The 21,842-nt window shown below is 42.6% G+C and carries 25 protein-coding genes; 15 read left to right on the forward strand and 10 right to left on the reverse strand.

What is annotated here, in order from left to right; all coding sequences use genetic code 11:
* Positions 1 to 20 precede the first annotated feature (20 nt).
* The 4 genes from AC4E8A_RS06625 to AC4E8A_RS06640 all read right to left on the reverse strand — a co-directional run bounded on the left by AC4E8A_RS06625 (position 21) and on the right by AC4E8A_RS06640 (position 3,162).
* On the reverse strand, positions 21 to 1,382 hold the full coding sequence (locus tag AC4E8A_RS06625; protein WP_490197523.1) for a CoA-disulfide reductase: 1,362 nt from the start codon (positions 1,380 to 1,382) through the stop codon (positions 21 to 23).
* 83 nt (positions 1,383 to 1,465) lie between these two features.
* The gene (locus tag AC4E8A_RS06630; RefSeq protein ID WP_490197524.1) at positions 1,466 to 1,957 is read right to left on the reverse strand and encodes a YajQ family cyclic di-GMP-binding protein; all 492 of its coding nucleotides are present in this window, start codon (positions 1,955 to 1,957) and stop codon (positions 1,466 to 1,468) included.
* Positions 1,958 to 2,102: 145 nt separating this feature from the next.
* Entirely contained in the window at positions 2,103 to 2,234 is a 132-nt protein-coding gene (locus tag AC4E8A_RS06635) for a DUF3941 domain-containing protein (RefSeq protein WP_490197525.1), read from the reverse strand.
* 61 nt (positions 2,235 to 2,295) lie between these two features.
* Positions 2,296 to 3,162, reverse strand: coding sequence for a DegV family protein (locus AC4E8A_RS06640; protein ID WP_490197526.1), 867 nt, complete (start codon positions 3,160 to 3,162; stop codon positions 2,296 to 2,298).
* 160 nt (positions 3,163 to 3,322) lie between these two features.
* Between AC4E8A_RS06640 and AC4E8A_RS06645 the strand changes: the two genes are divergently transcribed.
* Together AC4E8A_RS06645 and AC4E8A_RS06650 are read left to right on the forward strand one after the other, a co-directional pair.
* Positions 3,323 to 4,177 (forward strand): YitT family protein, encoded by an 855-nt coding sequence (locus AC4E8A_RS06645; protein ID WP_490197527.1) that lies wholly within the window; start codon positions 3,323 to 3,325, stop codon positions 4,175 to 4,177.
* Positions 4,178 to 4,234: 57 nt separating this feature from the next.
* Positions 4,235 to 4,987, forward strand: coding sequence for a BsuPI-related putative proteinase inhibitor (locus AC4E8A_RS06650; RefSeq protein WP_490197528.1), 753 nt, complete (start codon positions 4,235 to 4,237; stop codon positions 4,985 to 4,987).
* Between the two features lie 36 nt (positions 4,988 to 5,023).
* Here the strand turns inward: AC4E8A_RS06650 and AC4E8A_RS06655 are convergent, their stop codons facing one another.
* From AC4E8A_RS06655 to AC4E8A_RS06665, 3 genes are all read right to left on the reverse strand, one after another.
* The gene (locus tag AC4E8A_RS06655) at positions 5,024 to 5,218 is read right to left on the reverse strand and encodes a DUF3813 domain-containing protein (RefSeq protein ID WP_490197529.1); all 195 of its coding nucleotides are present in this window, start codon (positions 5,216 to 5,218) and stop codon (positions 5,024 to 5,026) included.
* A 1-nt stretch (position 5,219) separates the two neighbouring features.
* Positions 5,220 to 5,372 carry a hypothetical protein gene (locus AC4E8A_RS06660; protein WP_490197530.1) on the reverse strand — a complete coding sequence of 51 codons (153 nt, stop codon included), beginning with the start codon at positions 5,370 to 5,372 and terminating at the stop codon, positions 5,220 to 5,222.
* Positions 5,373 to 5,493: 121 nt separating this feature from the next.
* Entirely contained in the window at positions 5,494 to 6,309 is an 816-nt protein-coding gene (locus AC4E8A_RS06665; RefSeq protein ID WP_490198792.1) for a Cof-type HAD-IIB family hydrolase, read from the reverse strand.
* Between the two features lie 142 nt (positions 6,310 to 6,451).
* Between AC4E8A_RS06665 and AC4E8A_RS06670 the strand changes: the two genes are divergently transcribed.
* Both AC4E8A_RS06670 and AC4E8A_RS06675 read left to right on the forward strand, forming a co-directional pair.
* Positions 6,452 to 7,219, forward strand: a complete 768-nt coding sequence (locus AC4E8A_RS06670; protein WP_490197531.1) for an alpha/beta fold hydrolase — start codon at positions 6,452 to 6,454, stop codon at positions 7,217 to 7,219.
* Between the two features lie 95 nt (positions 7,220 to 7,314).
* Complete coding sequence (locus tag AC4E8A_RS06675; RefSeq protein WP_490197532.1) at positions 7,315 to 7,623, forward strand: metal-sulfur cluster assembly factor; 309 nt, start codon at positions 7,315 to 7,317, stop codon at positions 7,621 to 7,623.
* A gap of 229 nt (positions 7,624 to 7,852) precedes the next feature.
* Here the strand turns inward: AC4E8A_RS06675 and AC4E8A_RS06680 are convergent, their stop codons facing one another.
* Positions 7,853 to 8,665, reverse strand: coding sequence for an undecaprenyl-diphosphate phosphatase (locus AC4E8A_RS06680; RefSeq protein WP_490197533.1), 813 nt, complete (start codon positions 8,663 to 8,665; stop codon positions 7,853 to 7,855).
* Between the two features lie 415 nt (positions 8,666 to 9,080).
* Here AC4E8A_RS06680 and AC4E8A_RS06685 point away from each other — a divergent pair, with 415 nt between their 5' ends.
* Positions 9,081 to 9,260 carry a YjzC family protein gene (locus AC4E8A_RS06685; RefSeq protein WP_490197534.1) on the forward strand — a complete coding sequence of 60 codons (180 nt, stop codon included), beginning with the start codon at positions 9,081 to 9,083 and terminating at the stop codon, positions 9,258 to 9,260.
* Between the two features lie 102 nt (positions 9,261 to 9,362).
* Positions 9,363 to 11,957 carry an ATP-dependent chaperone ClpB gene (clpB, locus tag AC4E8A_RS06690; protein ID WP_490197536.1) on the forward strand — a complete coding sequence of 865 codons (2,595 nt, stop codon included), beginning with the start codon at positions 9,363 to 9,365 and terminating at the stop codon, positions 11,955 to 11,957.
* A gap of 593 nt (positions 11,958 to 12,550) precedes the next feature.
* On the opposite strand, the gene AC4E8A_RS06695 is transcribed toward clpB, so the two are convergent.
* Positions 12,551 to 12,733, reverse strand: a complete 183-nt coding sequence (locus AC4E8A_RS06695) for a YjzD family protein (RefSeq protein WP_490197537.1) — start codon at positions 12,731 to 12,733, stop codon at positions 12,551 to 12,553.
* Positions 12,734 to 13,051: 318 nt separating this feature from the next.
* On the opposite strand from AC4E8A_RS06695, the gene AC4E8A_RS06700 reads away from it, so the two are divergent.
* The 4 genes from AC4E8A_RS06700 (at position 13,052) to AC4E8A_RS06715 (ending at position 15,907) form a co-directional block, all read left to right on the forward strand.
* Complete coding sequence (locus tag AC4E8A_RS06700; protein ID WP_490197538.1) at positions 13,052 to 13,792, forward strand: hydrolase; 741 nt, start codon at positions 13,052 to 13,054, stop codon at positions 13,790 to 13,792.
* A 26-nt stretch (positions 13,793 to 13,818) separates the two neighbouring features.
* Positions 13,819 to 14,595: an NAD-dependent epimerase/dehydratase family protein gene (locus AC4E8A_RS06705; RefSeq protein ID WP_490197539.1), complete on the forward strand. Its 777-nt coding sequence runs from the start codon at positions 13,819 to 13,821 to the stop codon at positions 14,593 to 14,595.
* Between the two features lie 159 nt (positions 14,596 to 14,754).
* Positions 14,755 to 15,714: a BMP family ABC transporter substrate-binding protein gene (locus tag AC4E8A_RS06710; protein WP_490197541.1), complete on the forward strand. Its 960-nt coding sequence runs from the start codon at positions 14,755 to 14,757 to the stop codon at positions 15,712 to 15,714.
* A gap of 4 nt (positions 15,715 to 15,718) precedes the next feature.
* On the forward strand, positions 15,719 to 15,907 hold the full coding sequence (locus tag AC4E8A_RS06715; RefSeq protein ID WP_490197542.1) for a ComZ family protein: 189 nt from the start codon (positions 15,719 to 15,721) through the stop codon (positions 15,905 to 15,907).
* Between the two features lie 227 nt (positions 15,908 to 16,134).
* On the opposite strand, the gene AC4E8A_RS06720 is transcribed toward AC4E8A_RS06715, so the two are convergent.
* On the reverse strand, positions 16,135 to 16,356 hold the full coding sequence (locus AC4E8A_RS06720) for a hypothetical protein (protein WP_490197543.1): 222 nt from the start codon (positions 16,354 to 16,356) through the stop codon (positions 16,135 to 16,137).
* Between the two features lie 445 nt (positions 16,357 to 16,801).
* Between AC4E8A_RS06720 and AC4E8A_RS06725 the strand changes: the two genes are divergently transcribed.
* The 5 genes from AC4E8A_RS06725 to AC4E8A_RS06745 all read left to right on the forward strand — a co-directional run bounded on the left by AC4E8A_RS06725 (position 16,802) and on the right by AC4E8A_RS06745 (position 21,728).
* Positions 16,802 to 17,737: a beta-ketoacyl-ACP synthase III gene (locus tag AC4E8A_RS06725; RefSeq protein ID WP_490197544.1), complete on the forward strand. Its 936-nt coding sequence runs from the start codon at positions 16,802 to 16,804 to the stop codon at positions 17,735 to 17,737.
* 200 nt (positions 17,738 to 17,937) lie between these two features.
* Positions 17,938 to 19,176: a beta-ketoacyl-ACP synthase II gene (fabF, locus tag AC4E8A_RS06730; protein ID WP_490197545.1), complete on the forward strand. Its 1,239-nt coding sequence runs from the start codon at positions 17,938 to 17,940 to the stop codon at positions 19,174 to 19,176.
* A gap of 424 nt (positions 19,177 to 19,600) precedes the next feature.
* Positions 19,601 to 20,383, forward strand: a complete 783-nt coding sequence (locus AC4E8A_RS06735; protein ID WP_490197547.1) for a DUF2268 domain-containing putative Zn-dependent protease — start codon at positions 19,601 to 19,603, stop codon at positions 20,381 to 20,383.
* A gap of 180 nt (positions 20,384 to 20,563) precedes the next feature.
* The gene (locus AC4E8A_RS06740; RefSeq protein ID WP_490197548.1) at positions 20,564 to 20,812 is read left to right on the forward strand and encodes a YuzI family membrane protein; all 249 of its coding nucleotides are present in this window, start codon (positions 20,564 to 20,566) and stop codon (positions 20,810 to 20,812) included.
* Between the two features lie 169 nt (positions 20,813 to 20,981).
* Entirely contained in the window at positions 20,982 to 21,728 is a 747-nt protein-coding gene (locus tag AC4E8A_RS06745) for a YjbA family protein (RefSeq protein ID WP_490197550.1), read from the forward strand.
* The last annotated feature ends 114 nt before the right edge of the window (positions 21,729 to 21,842 follow it).

Genomic DNA, 21,842 nt, shown 5'->3' on the forward strand with positions numbered 1-21,842 from the left:
TTACCCCTACTTTATTGACCCTAATCAACAGGTTTATCTTTTAACAGGTTTTCCGCTTTATACCCAATAATGTTTAACAGACTTTTGGGTGATGAATAAGGAGGGGAGTAGGCAACTTCAATTTCCTGAAGCTGATCTGCTGTGATGTTTCCATTAATGGAAGCAGCAATGATATCTATCCTTTTGTCTACACCCTCTCCTCCAATGATTTGTGCGCCCAATATTTTTCCGGTTTCTTCATGGAAGTGGACTTTAATCTTCACTATTTCTGCCCCTGGATAATAGCCTGCGTGTGATTTCCCTGTATGGACCACTGTTTTAAAGGGAAGGTTTTCCGCTAAAAGCTGTTTTTGGTTTAATCCTGTAGCAGCGGCTGTCAAATTGAATATCTTGACAACTGATGTTCCAAGCAGCCCTTTAAACCTGACCGGGTCACCGGTGATGTGTTTGGCAGCGATGTAGGATTGTCTGTGAGCAGGCCAGGCAAGCGGTATTCTTATTGGGTTGCCTGTGATGGCGCTGATCGTCTCAACAGCATCGCCAACGGCATATATAGAATCGTCACTTGTCTGCATAAACTCATTAGTTTGTATGCCGCGGGTTTCCCCGATGGAGAGGCCGGCACTCTCTGCCAGTTTCGTCTGTGGCCTGACGCCTGTTGCTAATATAACGAAATCTGATGCCAGCTCATTTCCTCTCTGAGTCAGCAGGGTACCATCCTGTCTAACCTCCTCGACACCATCATTTAGAATCACGTTGACCCCGTGTTGTTTCAGTTCTTCTTCAATCATGCCGCTCATGTCTTCATCCAAGATACCCATAAGATGAGGAGTAGCCTCCACAAGGTTGATTTTTAAGCCAAGTTCTCTAAGGTTTTCTGCCATTTCAATGCCGATAAACCCACCGCCGATAATGGAGCAGGAAGCTGGGTTATGATGTTCAATAAAGCTTTTAATGCGGTCCATATCTTCAATATTGCGAAGGGAAAAATAATGGCTGTTTTCCAATCCATCAATTGGCGGAATAAAAGGGGCTGCCCCTGGAGCAAGGACAAGCAGGTCATAAACCTCCTGATATTCCTCTCCTGACTGGACATCCTTGATGTGGATCTTTTTTTGTTTACGGTCGATGGAAAGGACTTCATTGAAAACCCGTACATCGATGTTGAGGTCTTCCTTCATTGACTCTGGAGTAGCAGCAAATAGATGGTCTCTTTCTTTTATGACATCACCGAGAAAATAGGGCATTCCGCAATTGCCGAAAGAGATATATTTATCCTTTTCAAAGATTATGATTTCAGCTTCTTCATCCAATCTCCTGAGCTGTGCGGCAGTGGTGGCGCCGCCTGCAACTCCACCGACTATGAGCACTCTTTTTTTCATGTTCAGTCCTCCCCAAAAAACATAATAAAAAAACCAGTTGGATTTATTTTACCCAACTGGCTTGATTAGAAACGATGCCTTCCTTAACGGTAGTTCATAAACTGAACATCCACTGACAAATCTGCTTCCCTGACTGAAGCCATGATTTGCTGAAGGTCGTCTCTGTTTTTTCCTGTGACGCGTATTTGGTCATCTTGAATCTGGCTTTTAACCTTCAGGCCAGAGTTCTTGATAAGTGTGTTGATTTTTTTAGCATCTTCTTTTCCGATCCCCTGGATTAACTTAGCACGCTGGCGGACAGTACCGCCGGAAGCGCCTTCCAGCTTTCCGTAGTCAAGGTTTTTGACGGGGACACCTCTTTTGATAAGTTTACTGAGCAGGACATCTTTCAATTGGTTCATTTTATATTCATCATCGGATACCAAGACGATTTCTTCCTTGTCGAGGGAGAGATCACTCTTGCTTCCTTTAAAATCATAGCGGGTTTTAATTTCTTTTAAAGCCGCGCTGATTGCGTTTGTCACTTCCGGAAAATCAACCTGTGAAACGATATCGAATGAATTTTCTTTTGCCATGAAATAACCTCCTTATGTATCACTGTACGCCAGTACCCAGTCAGGGCCGGCCGTTTAGTACCATTATAGACAACGATATTGCACCATTCAACTATTAACAACGAAAAGGACCTGCTGCTCGTATTAGGCAGCCGGTCCTTTGTGATCAGAGATGATCCGTCTTTTTGGAATATTGGTTTTTTCCTCTTTTTCGGTTTTTTTCTTTCATCATATTTTTCTCGTGATGCAATGCATTATTATCTTTCGCTTTCTTATCATTATCAGAAGTATGCGGCATAGTAAGCTTCTCCCTTCTAAATCACTTTCAGGTTTAGCTTTTCCTGAAATGGAGGTGCTTATTACTCTGCCGGCGGGTATTGATTGGAAAAGAAGATCGCCAGTGTTCCCGGACCTGCATGCGAGCCGACTGCTGCCCCGATGATATTGATGTAGATTTCTTTTGGCTGGAATCTTTCTTGTATCAGGTTTTTCATCTCCTGTGCGAGTTCTTCATCATCGCCATGACTGATGGCGACAACTTGCTGGTCGAGGTTTTGGCCGCGCTGTTCCATAACATCAAGGATTCTTTTCAAAACCTTTTTACGGCCGCGGATTTTTTCAATCGGCACAAGTTTTCCGTCTTCAACATGCAGGAGCGGCTTAACATTCAACAGTCCTCCTAGGAATGCCGACGCTTTTGACACTCTTCCGCCCTTTGCTAAATAATCAAGATCCTCAACAGTAAAGAGATGTTCCATGTGCCGACATCTGTTTGCAGCAAAGGCAATGACTTTGTCAGCAGATGCTCCTTGCTTCAATAGTTCTGCTGATTCTTTTACAGTCAGTCCGTACCCAAGTGAAGCACATTTGCTGTCGATAATGGTCAAATCCAACTGGGGATGATCTTCTTTAACCTGATCTCTTATCATGACGGCTGTTTGATATGTGCCGGATAGCTCAGAAGAAAATGTGATATAGATTCCTTTGTCCCCGCTTTGGGCAAGCTCTGTGAACACTTTTTCGAAAAAGAGCGGGGCTGCCTGGGACGTTTTGGGCATTTGCCCTTCCCTGATTTTCTGGAATACTTCCTTTGGCTGGATAGTGACCATATCCTCAAACTCTTTATCGTCGATAAGGACACGAAGAGGGATGAGCTTCACTTCGTACTCATCATAAAAATCATTTGGAAGGTCGGATGCACTATCAGCAAATAATCGAATATTCATTTTGACTAACTACCCCTTATAAATTCATGTATTTGACAGAAATCAACCAAAGCTATATATACTAAGTCTAGCCATTTATAGAAAAAATGACAATGATTTGTTGTTTTTTTCATTTTTGGGATAAATAAAGGAATAAAGATATTTTTAAGGAGGGAACGCAATGTCTCGTGACTTTGTAGTACTGGAATCCAAAAAGGTGGCGGTAGTGCTGTTCGGCGCACTTCTGAACGCGCTTGCCCTTAATTTGTTCCTGATACCGGCAAATGTTTATGCCAGTGGGTTTACCGGGATTGCCCAGCTGCTATCGAGTGTCCTATCGGATTATACACCTTTTGCTGTATCTACCGGTATTCTGCTGCTGCTGCTCAATATACCTGTCACCATATTGGGCTGGCTGAAGGTAGGGAAATCATTTACTTTCTATAGTTTTGTATCCGTTTTGTCTACTACGATTTTCCTTGGGTTTATTCCAATAACTCATCTTTCTCCGGACATTTTGCTCAACGCAGTATTTGGCGGGGTGATTGCCGCGATTGGTGTAGGAATTACGTTGAAATGGGGAGCATCAACCGGAGGAATGGATATAATCGCCATGATTCTTTCCCGTTTAAAGGATAAACCCGTCGGTACATATTTTTTCCTGATGAATTCAATCATCATTATCACTGCCGGCCAGCTTTATGGGTGGGAGAAAGCCCTTTATACCCTGGTTACACTCTATGTATCCACAAGGGTGATCGATGCCATCCATACAAGGCATGAAAAGCTCACCGCCATGGTCATCACCAAGAATTCCACTGAGTTGAAACAAGCCATTCACTCTAAACTTGTCAGGGGGATTACAACGTTACCAGCAAAAGGCGGCTTCACCAATGAAGATAAAGAGATGCTGTTCATTGTCATTACTCGTTATGAATTATATGATTTGGAACACATCATCAGAGAAGTTGATCCGGCTGCCTTTACCAACATCGTTGAAACCGCCGGGATTTTCGGTTTCTTTCGAAGGGACTAATACAAAAAAAGTTGAGAATAATAAAGGGTGCATCCTGAATGAATGGGGGTAAGCCTTTTGAAGAAAGCAGCAGTAATCATAGTTACCATCTTGTTGGCGCTTCATTGCCTGCCTGATACCATGCGCGCGCAGCAGCCTGATTGGAATGTGGAAATCATTCAGGGGCCGGAAGTTGCAGAGATCATTTTCAAGGTAATTAATAACACTCCTGGAGAAATGGTCTTGGAGTTTCCTTCAAGTCAATTCTTTGATTATGAAGTGAGTGACCAGTCTGGTAATAAAGTCTACAGGTATAGTGAAAATAAAGCATTTCTCCAAGCGATTCAAAAAGTGAGAGTGAAAAGCGGCGGTAACAAGGTGTGGCGGGATAAGTGGAAGTATACTTCGTCAGAAGGAAAGCGAATCCCAGCCGGAACCTATACTATCAAGGCATCACTTATGATCAAAAAAATCAATAGGGAACTGGTGAAAAATGATTTCGTTAAAACGTTGGAGATCAAAGCAGAAGCTGAAAATCCTTCTTTTAAGAATGTTGATTTTATCAAAAGTGACGGTTCCTACAAGGTTAAGGGAGAAGCGAATGTTTCTGCAGGTTGTTTTTATTACACTGTGGAAGACGGTCATACTATTTTGAAAGAAGAAGCCCTGGTGAAAGTGAATAAGGAATATCCGAACTGGATCTCTTTTGATTTTGACTTTGAACTGGCTGCCGAGAAGCTTCCAGAAAACCGGCCGGTGCTGCTGAACCTATATGAACGTGATTTGAATGAGGGGACGATTTATCATAATTATACGGTTCGTTTGAATTAAAAGAAGCATTTGGCACTGTGCCAAATGCTTCTGCATTTATTGAAGCTGATTTAATTCGTCCTGTAATTCATGGAGCTGCTGCTGTTCTGCTCTTGTCGTATTGGCATACGCAGATGAAAGAGCGTTTTTCGCACGTTGAATGGTTTGCTGGATGTCTTCGCTGCCTGTGGACGAAGCCTCCTTGGCCAACTGGACATATTGACGGGCTTCCTGAAATAATCGGTTGCCCATTCTATATGCCTCCAAGGGAAGAGTTTTCTACATTTTTTAATTTCTTCGCTTCAGCCTCAGCCAGAGTGGAGTGATAAGGAATGCGGTCATCATGCTTGGAAACCGCATCTTTTCCTTGCTGCACAAATCTTTTGGATTTATTGCTTCTGCCCATCTTCAGCACCCCTTTGTCAGTTTAAGCACCAGCATTCATGTGCTCACTATTAGTATGGACGGAAAGGCAGCTTATTAGTGTGCAGAATTTTTGCCAGCATTGTTAAAGTCTGTTGGAAAGTTCAGCCCAGACGAAGGTGTCCGCTTAAGAATGCTGCAATCCCATCTTCCTCATTGCTTAGAGTAATATCATCGGCGACGCTTTTCAGTGGTTCAATGGCATTTCCCATTGCCACACCGACCCCTGCAAATTTAAGCATTTCAAGATCATTGTCCTCATCTCCGAATGCAATGATCCGGTTTTGAGGGATTTGCAAGTGCCGTGCCACTTTTTCGATGCCGACAGCTTTGTTCAGACCGCTTTTGACAATTTCAATGACGTGCCAAGGTGCTGCCCAGCGGCGGTGATCTATCACTTCGGCATGTACATTGCTGAGGTGTTCCCTTATGCCCGTAACATGCTCTTCATCTGCATGGATCAGCATGCTTGTGGGGGAGTCTTTCAGGTAGCTCCTCAAGTCGCCGGTGGTGACATTTGGCTCACCGAAATTGAACACATCAATCAAACGTTCATCATGGTAATGAAAATAGACATCATCCATTACTTCGGCAATGATATTCCTGAAATTGAAATCAAAGTCGTGGCATGCCTGGACGATATCTTTCGCTACATCGACATCCATAGGTTCATGGAAAATTCCCCAGTCCTTATCAAGGGGATGGTGCACAAATGCCCCGTTGAAATTGACAATTGGTGTATTCAGCACCAATTCTTTGTAATACATTTCGCTTGCTCTGAAGGGCCTCCCTGTTGCAATCATGACTTCATGGCCGTGTTCTTTTGCTTTATGTAAGGTCTGTCTTGTTTTTTCGGAAATTTTCTTTTCATCAGTCAGTAATGTTCCATCTAAATCCAAAACGATTAAATGCTTATCCATACTCATAAAATCAATCTCCAATCATTTTTAACTACATCTATAGTGTATATGTTTCGTAAAACAGAAGTCCACCGTGGTAAACTAATTAATGTAAATTTTACAGTATATTTAAACAATAGAGAATTTATAAAGGAGTATTTCAATGATTACAATTAAAAAAGATCAAGTCGGCAGTATACCGGTCTTGGATCTCAGCTTGGATGAGTTATCAAATGACACGTTGCCAGCAGTTTTTTTCATCCACGGTTTTACAAGTGCCAAAGAACATAATCTGCATTATGCCTATTACCTGGCAGAGAAAGGGTACAGGGTATTGATGCCTGATACACTGCTGCATGGGGAAAGAGGGGAAGGGCTCGATGAAACCCGTCTCAGCACTAAATTTTGGGAGATAGTTCTTACAACCATTGAAGAAGTGGGGATGCTAAAGGACCATTATGTCCAGAATGCCCTGATTGATGAAGGACGTCTCGGTGTTGCAGGCACTTCAATGGGCGGAATCATTACATTAGGAGCCTTGACGAAGTTTCCATGGGTCAAGACAGCAGTCAGTCTGATGGGGTGCCCATCCTATGTCCGCCTTGCCAACGCGCAAATCAGTATGCTGAAAAAGAGGGGGTATAATCTGCCGTATTCAGAAGAAAAACTGAATTCCCTCATGGAAATGCTTGAAAAATATGATTTAAGTATGCAGCCTGAGGTATTGGAAGGAAAAGCTTTGTTCTTCTGGCATGGAAAGCAGGATACAGTCGTCCCATTTCAGCCAGCTTATGACTTTTACAAGTCAATCACAGAAAAGGGTGAACCAAAACTTCGTGATTTACAGTTCATGACGGATGATCTTGGAGGTCATAAAGTAACCCGCGAAGGTGTACTGAGAAGTGTGGAGTGGGTTTCAGAAAACTTGTAGCCCGTTTTTCACAACAATCGTATCACTTTCTATACATATCATTCTTTGTTAAGATAAAAATATAAAAAGGGTTAGATAAGGAGTGAATACTGAAGATGGATCAAGATATGAAAGACAGCATGATGGGTGCGCTCGAACAAGTGGTCGACCCTGAATTAGGCATAGATATCGTCAATCTTGGGCTGGTTTATGATGTTGATTTAGATGATGAAGGAAAAGCAACGGTTACCATGACATTGACATCCATGGGGTGCCCTCTTGCCGGAACGATTGTCGATCAGGTCAAAGCCGCTCTATCCGAGTTGCCTGAAGTCAAAGATACTGAAGTGGATATTGTCTGGAATCCGCCATGGAGCAAAGACAAAATGTCCAGATATGCGAAAATTGCATTGGGCATCAGATAAGGTTTGAAACAGCCGTCCGGGATCATCCCGGGCGGTTTTCTTCATTTGGGATGGGGAGAGAAGGAAAGTAAGTTATGAAAAAACGCATAGGTTGAGAATCATTCCCGTGCAGGGGATTGAGGATGTAACGGATACGGATAGCGAGCCAAGAAATGAGCCTTGAAAAGCTTCACTGAACAATCCAGCAAACTAAAATCAACAAAAAAAGAACGGAATAAAATCCGTTCTCCTAAAAGATCAATACTGCGATACCAACAACCACACAGTAAATCGCAAAGATCTTTAAGTTCCCTTTGGCCATTACATTCATGAACCACTTCAATGAGAAATAGGAAGCGACTAATGAGCCAAGAAAGGCCACTGTATATGGCATCATCATGGTGCTTAGGTCGGGGTCATTCAGCAAGTCGGATAGCCCGAGGATCATCCCTCCAAGGCTGACAGGTATATATAGCAGGAAAGAATAACGCAATGCCGTTTCCTGATTCATTCCTCTTGCCATGGCTGCCACAATGGTTGCACCGGAACGGCTGATTCCTGGAATCAAGGCAACAGCTTGTGCAAGACCGACAATGACAGCATCTTTCATAGTCAAGTCTCCATCATGTTTGCGGCCGCGCAGATTTCTGATCAGCCATAAAGCAATCCCGGTGATGATGAGGGTAATCGCAACCGTCTTGATGGATGATAGGTTATCAGAAATGAAATCACCAAACAATACGCCAATCACACCTGCAGGGATGGTTCCGATGATCAAGTAAATAATAAAATGAAAATCACGTTTATTTTCAGGACTTTTTTCTTTGAAATAACCAAGTCCATTCATGACAAGTCGCATGATATACCCGCGGTAAATGATCAGTACAGCAAACAATGAGGCTGTGTTGACAAGAAGCTCGAAAGTTAAACCGGGCAGATTGATATCCAGGTAGTGCTGTGCGAGCTGCAAATGTCCGCTGGACGAGATGGGGATAGGTTCTGTAAAGCCCTGAAATAATCCAAGAAACAAATATTTCAGCAGCTCAAATGTAGTTTCAGTCATTTAATTTCCTCCAAAGAATAGTTTCTCCACATTTATCTATTTAACATCAAAGTAGGACAGCCTGCAAGACTAAACTGAAAGGCCGGTAAGGATAAAATTGCAGCGGTTGCCGATAGCCTGGTTCTATTTTATCAAAAATATGAGGTGTTCCAGATTGTAGAAAGATATATGGGACGCCAGTTAGCCGTCACTCCTTTTCTGCAGAAGGGAGTAATGACATGGAATGGGCTAAAACAAGAATCATGTTCCAACATAACGATAGGATAAGGGAAAATAAAAAAGCAGCTCTCAAGAATGGCAATAAAAGCCGCGAATCTTTTCCTTTGCTAAAAGTCATAGTAAAAGTAAGCGATTAATTCAATCGCAGTTCCAGTTTGATGGAAGAATGTAATTTTGACATAGAGGGGGAGCTGACATGGGTCAGTCAAGACAATTTCGCTCAGGGCAAAAAGCGCCGAATAATGGAATATATATCGAAATCGGTGAGACAGGCAGCGGGGTCATGAATCCGAAGAAAGTCAAATTGAAAGCGGGGGACCGTTTTCCGGAAACCTCCAACCAAAATCGTTATTGGTCCTATATGCCCAAGTTTTGAAATCGTAAAGTCATCCTAAACCGGATGGCTTTACTTTTTTCTGTAAATAATTATAATGAAAATTAAAGGTCAATAAAGGTCAAATCAAACGGAGGTAATGCTGTGAAAATCGATGGCTTTACTTATAAGGTTCAGGAGGCAATTGCTGGAGCCGGAGAGCTTGCAGTGGAACACAAGCATACAGACATCACCATCCTTCATTTATGGATGGCCCTGCTATTACAGGAGGATGGTTTGTTGAGTTCCATTTATACAAGACTGAACTTAGACAATAATGAACTCATTACTTTTATTAATAAAAAACTTTCTGATCAGCCTTCTGTTTCTGGAGAAGGGATTGCCTATGGGCAGTATTCATCCCAGGACTTCAATAAGCTGTTCCAGGACGCAGACAAGATAAAAGTGAGGCTCGGGGACGACTACTTATCAGTGGAGCATCTCGCGCTGGCCTTGTTTCGCCAGAAAAATCATCAGGTAACCGATTTCTTGGAAAAACAGCAAATCACAGAAGATAAACTTTCTTTCATAATCGAAGACATTAGAGGAGGAGAGAGTGTGAATACCCAAAATCCTGAGGTAAAGTATGAAGCACTAAAGAAATATGGCAGAAATCTAATCGAAGAAGTGAAATCAGGGAAAATGGACCCTGTCATTGGCCGGGATGGAGAAATCCGGCATGTCATTCGGATTTTATCAAGGAAGACAAAAAATAATCCTGTGTTGATAGGGGAACCCGGGGTAGGAAAGACAGCCATTATTGAAGGCCTGGCACAGCGGATCGTCCGCAAAGATGTACCTGAAGGGCTCAAAGATAAACAAATTTTCGAACTCGATATGGGTGCCTTGGTAGCAGGGGCGAAATTCCGGGGTGAATTTGAAGAACGGTTAAAAGCTGTCTTGAATGAAGTCAAACGCAGCAATGGAACCATCCTGCTCTTTATTGATGAGCTGCACACCATTGTAGGGGCCGGGAAAACAGAAGGAGCGATGGATGCCGGAAACCTGCTTAAGCCGATGCTTGCAAGAGGGGAACTTCATTGTATAGGGGCCACCACGTTAAATGAATATAGAAAGTATATTGAGAAAGACCCCGCATTGGAACGAAGATTTCAGCAAGTGATGGTCAAAGAGCCTGATGTAGAGGATACCGTTTCGATCCTGAGGGGATTGAAAGAGCGCTTTGAGATTCATCATGGTGTCAATATCCATGACAAAGCAATAGTGGCTGCAGCTTCTCTGTCTGACCGCTATATCACCGACAGATTTTTACCTGATAAAGCCATAGATCTTGTGGATGAGGCATGTGCACTGATCAGGACGGAAATTGATTCCATGCCCTCAGAGCTCGATGAAGTAACCAGAAAGATTATGCAGCTCGAGATCGAAGAGGCGGCTTTGCTGAAAGAGAAAGATGAGGCAAGCAAAAACCGTCTTGTATTGCTCCAGGAAGAGCTTGCCAATCTCAAAGAAGAAGGCTATGCCATGAAAGCAAAATGGCAGAAAGAAAAAGAAAAAATCAACTCTCTCCAGGAGAAGAAGGAAGAGTTGGATCAGCTCCGCAGGCAGCTTGAAGAAGCTGAAGGGAACTATGACCTCAACAAGGCAGCTGAACTCCGCCACGGTAAGATTCCTGCAGCTGAACGGGAACTTCAGGAGCTTGAAAAAGAAATGATGAATGAACAGGAAAACCGTCTGCTCCGTGAAGAAGTGACAGAGGAAGAAATAGCGGGCATCGTTGCCCGCTGGACAGGGATCCCTGTCAGCAAATTGGTTGAGGGAGAGCGGGAGAAACTACTTAAGCTTGAGAGTATCCTTCATGAGCGGGTCATCGGCCAAGATGATGCAGTCCAGCTGGTCAGCGATGCGATCCTAAGGGCGAGAGCAGGAATAAAGGACCCGGGTAGACCGATTGGCTCATTCATCTTCCTTGGTCCGACAGGTGTAGGGAAGACAGAGCTTGCGAAAACTCTTGCGCATACTCTGTTTGACAGCGAGGAACAGATGATACGGATCGATATGTCCGAGTACATGGAAAAACATGCGGTCTCAAGGCTGATTGGTGCTCCTCCGGGTTACGTTGGGTATGAAGAGGGCGGACAGCTGACTGAAGCAGTAAGGCGAAAACCTTATTCTGTCATTCTGCTGGATGAGATTGAAAAAGCGCACCCGGAAGTATTCAACATTTTGCTGCAAGTATTGGATGACGGAAGAATCACTGATTCACAAGGAAGGACTGTGGATTTCAAAAATACGGTGATTATCATGACATCGAATATCGGCTCACAATTCTTGTTAGAAAGACAAGAAGGCTCTGATGACATCGATGAAAAAACAGAAACTCTTGTCCTTGGCCAACTGAGATCATCGTTCAGGCCTGAATTTCTAAACCGGGTTGATGATATCGTCTTATTTAAGCCTTTAAGTATTGAGAACATCAAGGGAATTGTTGAAAAAGCAGTGAGGGAATTACAAAACCGGCTGCAGGAGCAAAATATCCATATGACCATCAGTGAAGCAGCCAAAGAATTCATTGCCAAAGGCGCCTATGATCCTGTGTATGGTGCCCGGCCGTTGAAACGATACATCCAAAAGAATATTGAAACCAAGCTTGCACGGGAAATCATCGCTGGAAATTTTAAACCTGATGAAAAGATCACTATAGATATAGAAAATGACCGAATCATTTTTCAAAAATAGGGGTTTGCAGGCTGATGAATGCGTATTAATATTTTATTTGAATAGGCTGTTTTCGCAGTAATTGTTGTTTTTGGGTAAATCCCAAGAGCCGGATTTTTCCCCCTGTACCCATGGATTTCCCCTCGGAAAGGGGGAGGGGGTTATCCGGTGAATCACCAAAATTTTGACATTCATATATAGAGCAGCAACAAAGTTTGCGAAAAAGCCTTTGAATAAAAGGTGAACGACTCTGTGGGACGGACGCTGAGCCTCCTTCAGCTTCGTATGCAGGGTTTCGCCTGACCAAAAGGGAATGCGGTTCAGTGCCCTACGGAGTGAAGGGCTCTCACATGAGAATATAGGAGTCACGAAAATCACAGCGATTCGATGATGACTTATCGCAAGGAGGGAGTGTGAAATCTGCTAATCGGTGCAGCAGCCGTTGAAACACAGACTCCCGGTCCTGCAAGGTCGAATACCTTCCACTCTAATCAACACTGAGGACAAAACGGTGAATTCTCTTAAATCCACCCAACCGACTGTTTACTTCCTTATTAAAAACAATAGCAAAACAAAAAAGGAGAATCCGCCGGAACGGGTTCTCCTTTTTTAGGTTAATGCTTCTCTACAGGTTCGTTTGGAATGACCAATGTCACCACAAAGATCAAGATGGTAGCACCCACAGCCAGGATCAAGCCCGTCATGAAGTCAAAATGAGCGCCAGTCATTGAAGTTACTACATAAGTAAGCATTTCCACCAGCAGGAAAGTCCACAAGAAAGTCCAAAAGTATTTCATACCATTCACCTCAATTCCTTGCATCTATGTATAACAGAGTGTTATCAAATCCAGGAAGGGAATTCATTCCCTCAAATATTCATTATCTGTTTTATAGTACCATAATTAAAAGAAATATTAAATCATTTTCATGACAGGATTGTAAACCTTTTCTTCAATAAGGGGGATGGGTGTGTATTTTCTTGTTTTATAGGCTGTCTCCCATACATTTGCATAAAAATTTCATAGACTATCATGACGAATTATGTTTAGCTGACGACTAATAGAAGGAGATCATTATTGATGGGAACCACAGCACGTTAAAAGGAGAAATTTCAGATGAATCATCGAATTTTTAAAATCGACAACGAACCTTGTATTGTGCACTATCCTTTCCGTCCCAACGGGTTTGCCGTTCTTATTCTGGGGGATGTTAATCATTATGTTGATGAACAGAGCAGCTTCTGGGTTCAGCAGGAGACAAGAAGATCGATCATCTCGGAATTGACGGACAAAGGATATATCGTTTTTTATTCTAATTTATATGGAGCAAATTGGGCGAGTGATAAAGCAATAAGCCTGACCCAGCGCCTTTATCATTATGTGAAAAGAAGGGAAATCATAAATGAACAGGTTCATATACTTGCGGAAGGGATGGGGGGATTGTTAATCGAAAAACTGTTGCCTGCAATCGGAAGTCAAATTCGGTCCGCTGTCTTGCTGACCCCCTGTGTCTCTCTTTATGAACATTTTTCACAAGAAAAGGATCAAAAGTTCTTCTATAAAAAACTTATAAAAGAAATTTCCCTTGCTTATGGCATTAAAGATGCTGAATGTGAAGCCATGATAACTAATCGCGCAATATCCGGTGAATACCTGAAGAACACGGAAACGCCTATCTATACAATACAATCGATTAATTCCTCTCGTTATAAAAATCAATTCCCTCTCATAAAAGATATATATATAGAACGAAATGAAAAGGGGCTTCCTGGAGAAATATATATTATCCTTCCAGAGAAGAGATACAAAGTTTCCTTGAAGGTTGTATCTTACTTCTCAATGCATGAAGAATTGTAAGAAGGAAGTGAGGGGAACGAATAACAATGACTAAAGCAATCGTAACCGGTGGATTGGGATTTTTGGGATTTGAACTATGCCTGGCCTTTCTGGAGGAAGGCGTTGAAGTGCTGGCGGCAGATACTGAAGATACAGCAGGAGGAAGATGGCTGGAGGTGGGGAGAAACGCTAATATTACCTACCAGCCTATTCGGCAGGATTTGATACCTGGGTTTTCAGAGGCCAGGACCTATATTAATTTATATGATCATTTCACCGGCAATAAGGCTGATGCTCAATTGAAATCAATAAAAAAGTTTGTTGAAAAGGTTCAATCCTCTAGTGCAGATGCCTTTTTGCTGCTGCCCTCAGTCGTGCCAAACCGGATAAAGGAGAGCGAGCTAACGGAACTGATAGAATACTTGAAGGAGCAATTCAATAATCACTATATCGTGTATATTCCCACTCTTTTTGGCCCGCATCAGCCTGAGACATTTTTGTTCCAGCAAATTCTGGCTGATTCAGACAGCGGCTTGGATTATGTAGATGATACAAGGTCGGCTATTTTTGTGAAGGATGCAGCCAAGGCCATCCAGAACCAAATAAAAATCAGCAGAACCAGGTACGTTCAATTGACACCTGCCCATTCCGGCAGCTGGATGGAAATCCTTCATCTATTAGGCAAACCTGGGGCTTTTAAACAAGGCACTGCAAGAATAAGAGATGTGCTTCCTGATGGTTTGGAGAAGGTAGTCGTAGATTCCACTTCATCCGTCCAAGAAGTATTGGAGCACCAAAGGGCTGTTGAGAAAGGCTGCTGCTAAATTTTTCTTTTCTTCATTCATAAACCAAGGTAAAATAATAAGAGTAAAACTCTTGCATGATAGATTTGCCTGCAGGGGATTCGCAGCGGACTGCGGATGTAGTTGTCAGTAACGACGGCCGGCTGTGCAGTTGACTGACATCCTTAAGGAGTTGCTAATATGAAAATAAAAGGTCTTCTCGTTCTGATTCTGCTGTTGCTTCTTTCGGGATGTGCCCAGCAGGGTGATAAAGGGAGCCTCGGAAATGTAGGGCTGCTTGTTACTGAAACAATAAGTGATCAAGTATGGGGAACAAAAGGATATAAAGGATTACTGAAAATACAATCCGAATTCGGTGTGGATGTTTTTTACAAGGAAGGGATATCAACCAAGCAGTCGGTTGAAAAAGCCGTGGCAGAGTATGATGAAAAAGGTGTCAATTTAATATTTGGCCATGGACAGGAATATGCCCCTTTCTTTAACGAAATTGCGGAAAAATATCCGGATATCCATTTCGTTTCTTTTAATGGGAATGCCAGTCATTCAAACACCACCAGCTTAAACTTTGAAGGGTATGCCATGGGCTTTTTTGGCGGAATGACTGCTGCCCATCAAACAGAAAGCAAGAATATAGGGGCCATCGCCTCTTATGCATGGCAGCCGGAGGTAAAGGGATATATTGACGGTGCAAGATACCAGGACAGTGATGTAAAGGTCCATGTCGATTATACCGATGATTGGGATAATACCGAGAAGGCAATGGTCATGTTACATATGCAGTTGAAACAAGGCGTGGATATTGTATACCCTGCGGGAGATGGATATAATGTCCCTATGATCGAAAAGCTGAAGGAAAAAGGATTGTACGCGGTCGGATATGTATCCGATCAATCAGACATGGGAGAATCAACGGTATTGACCAGTACAGTTCAGCATGTGGACAAACTGTATGAAGTGGTAGCGGAGAGATTCTCTCATGATGAATTAAAATCCGGAAATATCCCATTCGACTTCCAAGATAAAGTCATTTCAATGGGGAAATTCAGCCCTGCTGTAGATGAGGATTTCCGAAAAGTTATCCAAAGCGATATTCAGCACTATATCAAAACCGGTACCTTACCGACAGAGAGGAAGGAATAGACAGATGCACGATAAAAATATGGAATTCATGCAAATTGCAATGAAATATCTTCCAGAAGCAAAACAAGAACTGGAGCAATCCGGTATTGACTTATCAATGGAAATGATCCAGCCCTTTATGAACCTATTCACACAGGTGATGAACGAAGCCTACGAATTGGGCCGCAAGGATGCTCTGGAAGAAAACAAGTAACCTGAAAAAAAGATTGATCTCATGCGGATCAATCTTTTTTTATGGCTCTTTTCGTAAACTTTGTTGCTATTCAATATAAATTTCAACTAATATCCTGGTAAATCGTCGTTAAAACCGCGGTGAGAGGGAAAGAAAAGAGCTGCCCGTTCTTTTTCGAGAGTAAAACCCTATGAATACAGGGGAAAAATCCGGCACTTGGGATTTTTCCGAAAACAACCTTTTTTATTCTAGGATTTCGTCCACTTAGTAATAAAAGGCATGACTTTATTAAAGAGAGGCTTTAAATCTGAGACCGCAATCATCAATGTTTCTATGTTGGACATCAAATCGCCGTCCCCTGACTCGTTATTCTTGGGCAGTTCCTCATTTCGTTCCTCGGACGGGAGTTCCTCTTGTCTCCCTCTGACCATGATATCAAAGGGATGCTGCCGAATCGGTTTGCGTTCCATGCAGTTCCTCTCCTTTCTAATTTATATTAGGCCTCTTTCCGTAACCTTTGCTGCTGCTTAACTTGATTTTGATATAGATCGCCCTAATCAATATCTCGAAAAGCACAAAAGAAAAGGGTTACTCATCCATTCAGATTGAAAAGCCCCAGTATCCAAGGGGAAAATTCTGGCCATTGGGGGATTTCCAATTGCAGCAATCACTACGAAAACATCCTTTTATTAAAATATGTATACTTTCAGCCAGCGTATAGACGAACGTGGATAGGTGAAAAATTAACTTGGGATTAAAAACTATTGCAAGAGATTCTGATTTTCGTTAAAATTAGTACCAAGTCATAATAATTGATATAAATATTAGATATAACCTCCGACTTTATACATACGCAGCTATTTTTACCCAGAGGCAATTATGCTGCGCAAAAAAACCAGAAAGAAGGGACTCTGAATGAATGCTGGAGTTATCGGTATTGGGAGATATGTACCTGAGAAGGTTTTAACAAATGCAGACTTAGAAAAGATGGTAGATACATCTGATGAATGGATCCGGACGAGGACAGGGATTGAAGAAAGACGGATTGCCGGTGACGATATGAACACATCTGACTTAAGTTATGAGGCCGCAAAGGCAGCCATTAAAAATGCGGGCATTTCACCTGAGGAAATTGATATGATTCTGGTAGCAACGGTGACACCTGATCAACCATTTCCTTCGGTGGCGACCATGCTGCAGGAGAGACTGGGTGCCAAGCGAGCAGCAGCTATGGATTTAAGCGCTGCCTGTGCCGGATTCATGTATGGAATGATTACAGCGAAACAATTCATTGAAAATAATGCTTATAAACATATCCTTGTGATTGGTGTGGAAAAGCTTTCAAAAATCACGGATTGGAATGACCGGAACACTGCAGTCCTATTTGGTGACGGAGCAGGAGCAGTTGTAATGGGGCCGGTTTCTGAAGGAAGGGGGATTCTTTCGTTCGAACTTGGTGCCGACGGCTCTGGTGGAAAGCATCTATTCCAGGATGATGCTTTTATTTATATGAACGGCAGGGAAGTATTCAAGTTTGCTGTTAGACAAATGGGTGAATCCAGTATCAACGTAATCGAAAAAGCTGGATTGAAAAAAGAGGACGTAGACTTTTTGATCCCCCATCAGGCGAATATCAGAATCATGGAAGCATCAAGACAGCGGCTTGAACTTCCGGAAGAAAAAATGTCCAAAACCGTGAATAAATACGGAAACACATCAGCGGCATCAATACCGATATCGCTGGTAGAAGAATTGGAAGCAGGTAAAATCAAGGACGACGATGTCCTCGTGATGGTTGGCTTTGGCGGCGGATTGACATGGGGTGCCATCGCTCTAAAATGGGGCAGGTAAGTTGTATAGGTTGAAACTAATACCATTAAAAGGCATTGCATGATGATTCCATGTTCCCTAATACAGGGTTGAGGGGAGCGGAATCGAACAGCTGCATGTGGTAGTCGACTTTTCAGTTTATAAGCAGCAAAGTCTATGAAGAAAGCTTTATATTAAATAATGATGTCTCTTCTATGACCATAAAAAGGAGATGGAACTGAATGAATAAACGCAGAGTAGTGGTAACAGGGTTAGGTGCGGTAACTCCGCTGGGAAACGATGTAGAAACAACATGGACCAATGTCCTGGAAGGGAAAAGCGGAATCGGGCCATTGACAAGGCTGAATGCGGATGAGTATCCAGCAAAAGTAGCGGCAGAATTAAAGGGGTTTGACCCTGAGCAGTACGTAGAACGTAAAGAAGCAAGAAAAATGGACCGCTTCACTCAGTACGCAGTGGCAGCTTCGATGATGGCTGTAAAAGATGCAAACATCGAGATCACAGAGGAAATCGCAAACCGTGTCGGTGTATGGATTGGATCTGGAATCGGTGGTATGGAAACATTTGAAAATCAGTTTGAAACATTCCAGAAACGCGGGTATCGCCGTGTAAGTCCTTTCTTTGTACCAATGATCATTCCTGATATGGCAGCAGGACAGGTATCCATCCTGCTGGGAGCAAAGGGAATCAACTCTTGTACAGTAACGGCTTGTGCAACGGGCACGAACTCAATCGGCGATGCCTTCAAAGTCATCCAGCGAGGGGATGCCGATGTCATGGTAACTGGCGGAACGGAAGCACCGATTACAAAAATGTCCATGGCTGGATTCTGTGCGAATACAGCATTATCTACCAATGAGGATCCAAATAAAGCGTCGCGCCCTTTCGATGCAGACCGTGATGGATTTGTTATGGGCGAAGGTGCCGGGATTGTCATCCTTGAGGATCTTGACCATGCACTTGCACGTGGAGCAAAGATTTACGCTGAGATTGTAGGGTATGGATCAACAGGCGACGCCCATCATATCACAGCACCTGCACCTGGCGGAGAGGGCGGTGCAAGAGCAATGAAGATTGCGCTTGAAGACGGCAGCCTTTCTGCAGAAGATGTGGACTACATCAATGCGCACGGAACAAGTACACCATATAATGATAAATATGAAACAATGGCCATTAAAGAAGTCTTCCATGACCATGCCTATAAATTAGCTGTCAGTTCAACTAAATCAATGACTGGCCACTTACTTGGAGCAGCGGGCGGTGTCGAGGCAATCTTCTCTGTCCTTGCCCTTCAAGATAATGTACTTCCGCCTACTATCAATCTCGAGACGCCAGATCCGGAATGTGATTTGGACTATATAACAGAAGGTGCGAGAAAAACGGAAGTGAATGTCACTATGAGTAATTCACTTGGTTTCGGCGGCCACAACGCAACAATCGTCTTTAAAAAATACAAATAATAATCACGGCTGTTTCATAAGGATATAAAAAATCCTTGTGAAACAGTCTTTTTTGTTTTGGTCGTTTTTGCAAAGGTCTTCAGATATTCGTTAATCCTTACTATCGCTAGTCGAAAGGTGTTTGTAGCAGAAGTTGTGTGACCTTTTGCAGGATGAGGGAAATTTTTCCAACCCCAGCAGCCGACAACCAGCGGATTTCAGGCAGACTCCTTGGGATTGGTAATCATTGAATGGCTAATGCTCTTCATGATTCTTATATCTCATGCTATCAATCCATATCGAACTGAACGGTTGCTTCTGCTTTTGCGTTTACAGCCCTCACCGCGGAGTCACGCAGCTGGAACGAAAATCAGCTTTCAGCAACATTTGCAAAAGCAACGACGTTTAGGAAAAGAGCTTTGGTCTTTTATGGGGAGGGGAATTCATGGGAATCATAGAAACAGGCAGCTGGCTGGAGGAAAATGCAGATAACCCAGAGAAAATGCTGATGAAAAAGGGGATAACGAGTAAAAAGGCGGCTGACTTATACGGATATTTAAAAACATTTGGCATGTACGCTCCTTCCGGGAACACCAAGCAACAAGTTGATTCCTTGAAAAAACGAGATGCCTGGAAAAAAATGAATGCTTATTATAAAAAATACCGAACGCTCTGGAAAGGACCTTCTGTTCCGGTATATATTTTTCCAGTCCAGGAGGCAAACGGTTTTTTAACAAGCGGCCTGAAGAAATCTGGAGTCTCCTTTAAAGATGAGATCTATTTATTTTTATCAGACGAAGAAGATTTTAGGGAATGGGAAGCGTTATTTGTTCATGAATACCATCATTGCACAAGAATGAACAGACTAGATAAAAGTCCAAAGCAATATACACTTCTTGATTCCATCATTTTTGAAGGGCTGGCAGAGGACGCAGTAAGAGAATATTGCGGGGATCAATATGTCAGTGTCTGGACGAAGAAGTACAGCGAATTCCTCTTGCAGAAACTCTGGAATCAGCATATCAAGAACGAATTGCACTTGAAGAGGGAAGATGCCAGGCATGACCAGCTGCTCCTTGGAAGAGGAAAATATCCCAGCCTGATCGGATATGCCGTCGGTTATTATATAGTGGATAGGTACAGAGAAAAACACAGGCTGACTTCAATGGAAATGATGCAGCTTGACGCAAACAGGTTCATAGAAGATGAAAAGGCAAGGGGAAACTGAGGGGGGAACGATTCCTCTCTTTTTTTGTGGAGCATTTCCAGTCGAGGTGTGAGTCCTTTGGTAAGGAGCAATTTTAAAGAGCAACAAATTATGAAAAGCTTTGGGACGACAAGAATAATCATATATCCCTTTACGGCTTCATATAGTGCTAGTACATGGACAAGCAGAAAAGGTGAGAAAATGAATATATTGAAAATCTGGACGACAAAGGCGGAGGGGATGATGTTTCGAGTATTTATATTATTGATCGGTTTCGGCCTCTCTGTATCAGGAGGAGTGACCTTGATCATGTACCTTAATTTACTGGCAACAGGGATGTCGTTTCAGGACTATTTCCTTTTCATTTCGGAAAGGGTGGAATGCTATCTTCTCCTGGCTGGCATTTTTTTGATCACCATCTCCATATATTCACCTCAGAAGAAGGAATAATCCACTACCTCCGTGTCTAATGAAAATAACCTGCACACCGATTTTTGACTACTATGAATCACTTCAATACCAAATAGATAATTTTAGATAACTGAAGGACTATACAGGAATAAACTGGTTGCAATTTGCCTATACTGATTGACAAATAGGTTGAAGCGGGGGGTCAATCATGCTATATCTTCATGATGTATGGGTAAATTGGTTCGAAGGGGAAGAAAACGGTTACAACGTTTGTCATTTTCATGAATGGAGAAAAGAGGATACAATCGAACTTCTCGATCAGGTACCGCTGATAAAAGTTAAACCAGAAGTTTTCCATTACATAGAGAATGACTTGTCCGATCTTCCTCAGTCGCTGTTGAATGACATTTTTCAAAAAGCATATTTGCGAAAAAACCATGAGCGAATCCAGCTGGAATACTGTTTCATTGTTACGGATGGGACAGGCATACTTGCCGTGGACACAATCGGATATTCCATCCCGATCAGAAAAAGCAGAATCATACCTCGTCAAGAACAGCTTGTGTACGAAATGACAGAAGATCAAGAACCTTACAATTATACTTTCCAGATGGAAAAACAAAAAAAAGACTATCATATCCTGTCTCCTAAGCCTTCAATAATGAGTGGATTAACCAGAAGGGAAAGACAGTTAAAACAGTTGATGTTCATGGCACTGGATCAATTGCACTCCTCCAAGAATACGGCAGAAATTCGTTATTGGTGTACGGAATGGACACCTGGAAATTATGAAAGAATCCAATCAATGAACTTTGAAGAAGCATGGCAAAGCCTTTTTGAGGAAACAAAAGAAGGCTGGTCGGACAAGCACTTGATATTTTGTGAAAATCTAATAAAAGGACAACCATTCTTTGAGAAACTATGGGAGATGGAGAATCGTCCGAAAGTGAATTAAAAGGCAGCCTTGACGCTGCCTTTTCTTTGTATATGAAGATCCTTGAAAAAGGTATCTAAAGAGGCTTTCAAGTCCAAAAAGATAGAATACGTTTCTAGAAAAGTCCCAGAGGAC

The sequence above is a fragment of the Bacillus sp. SRL337 genome (assembly GCF_984799155.1).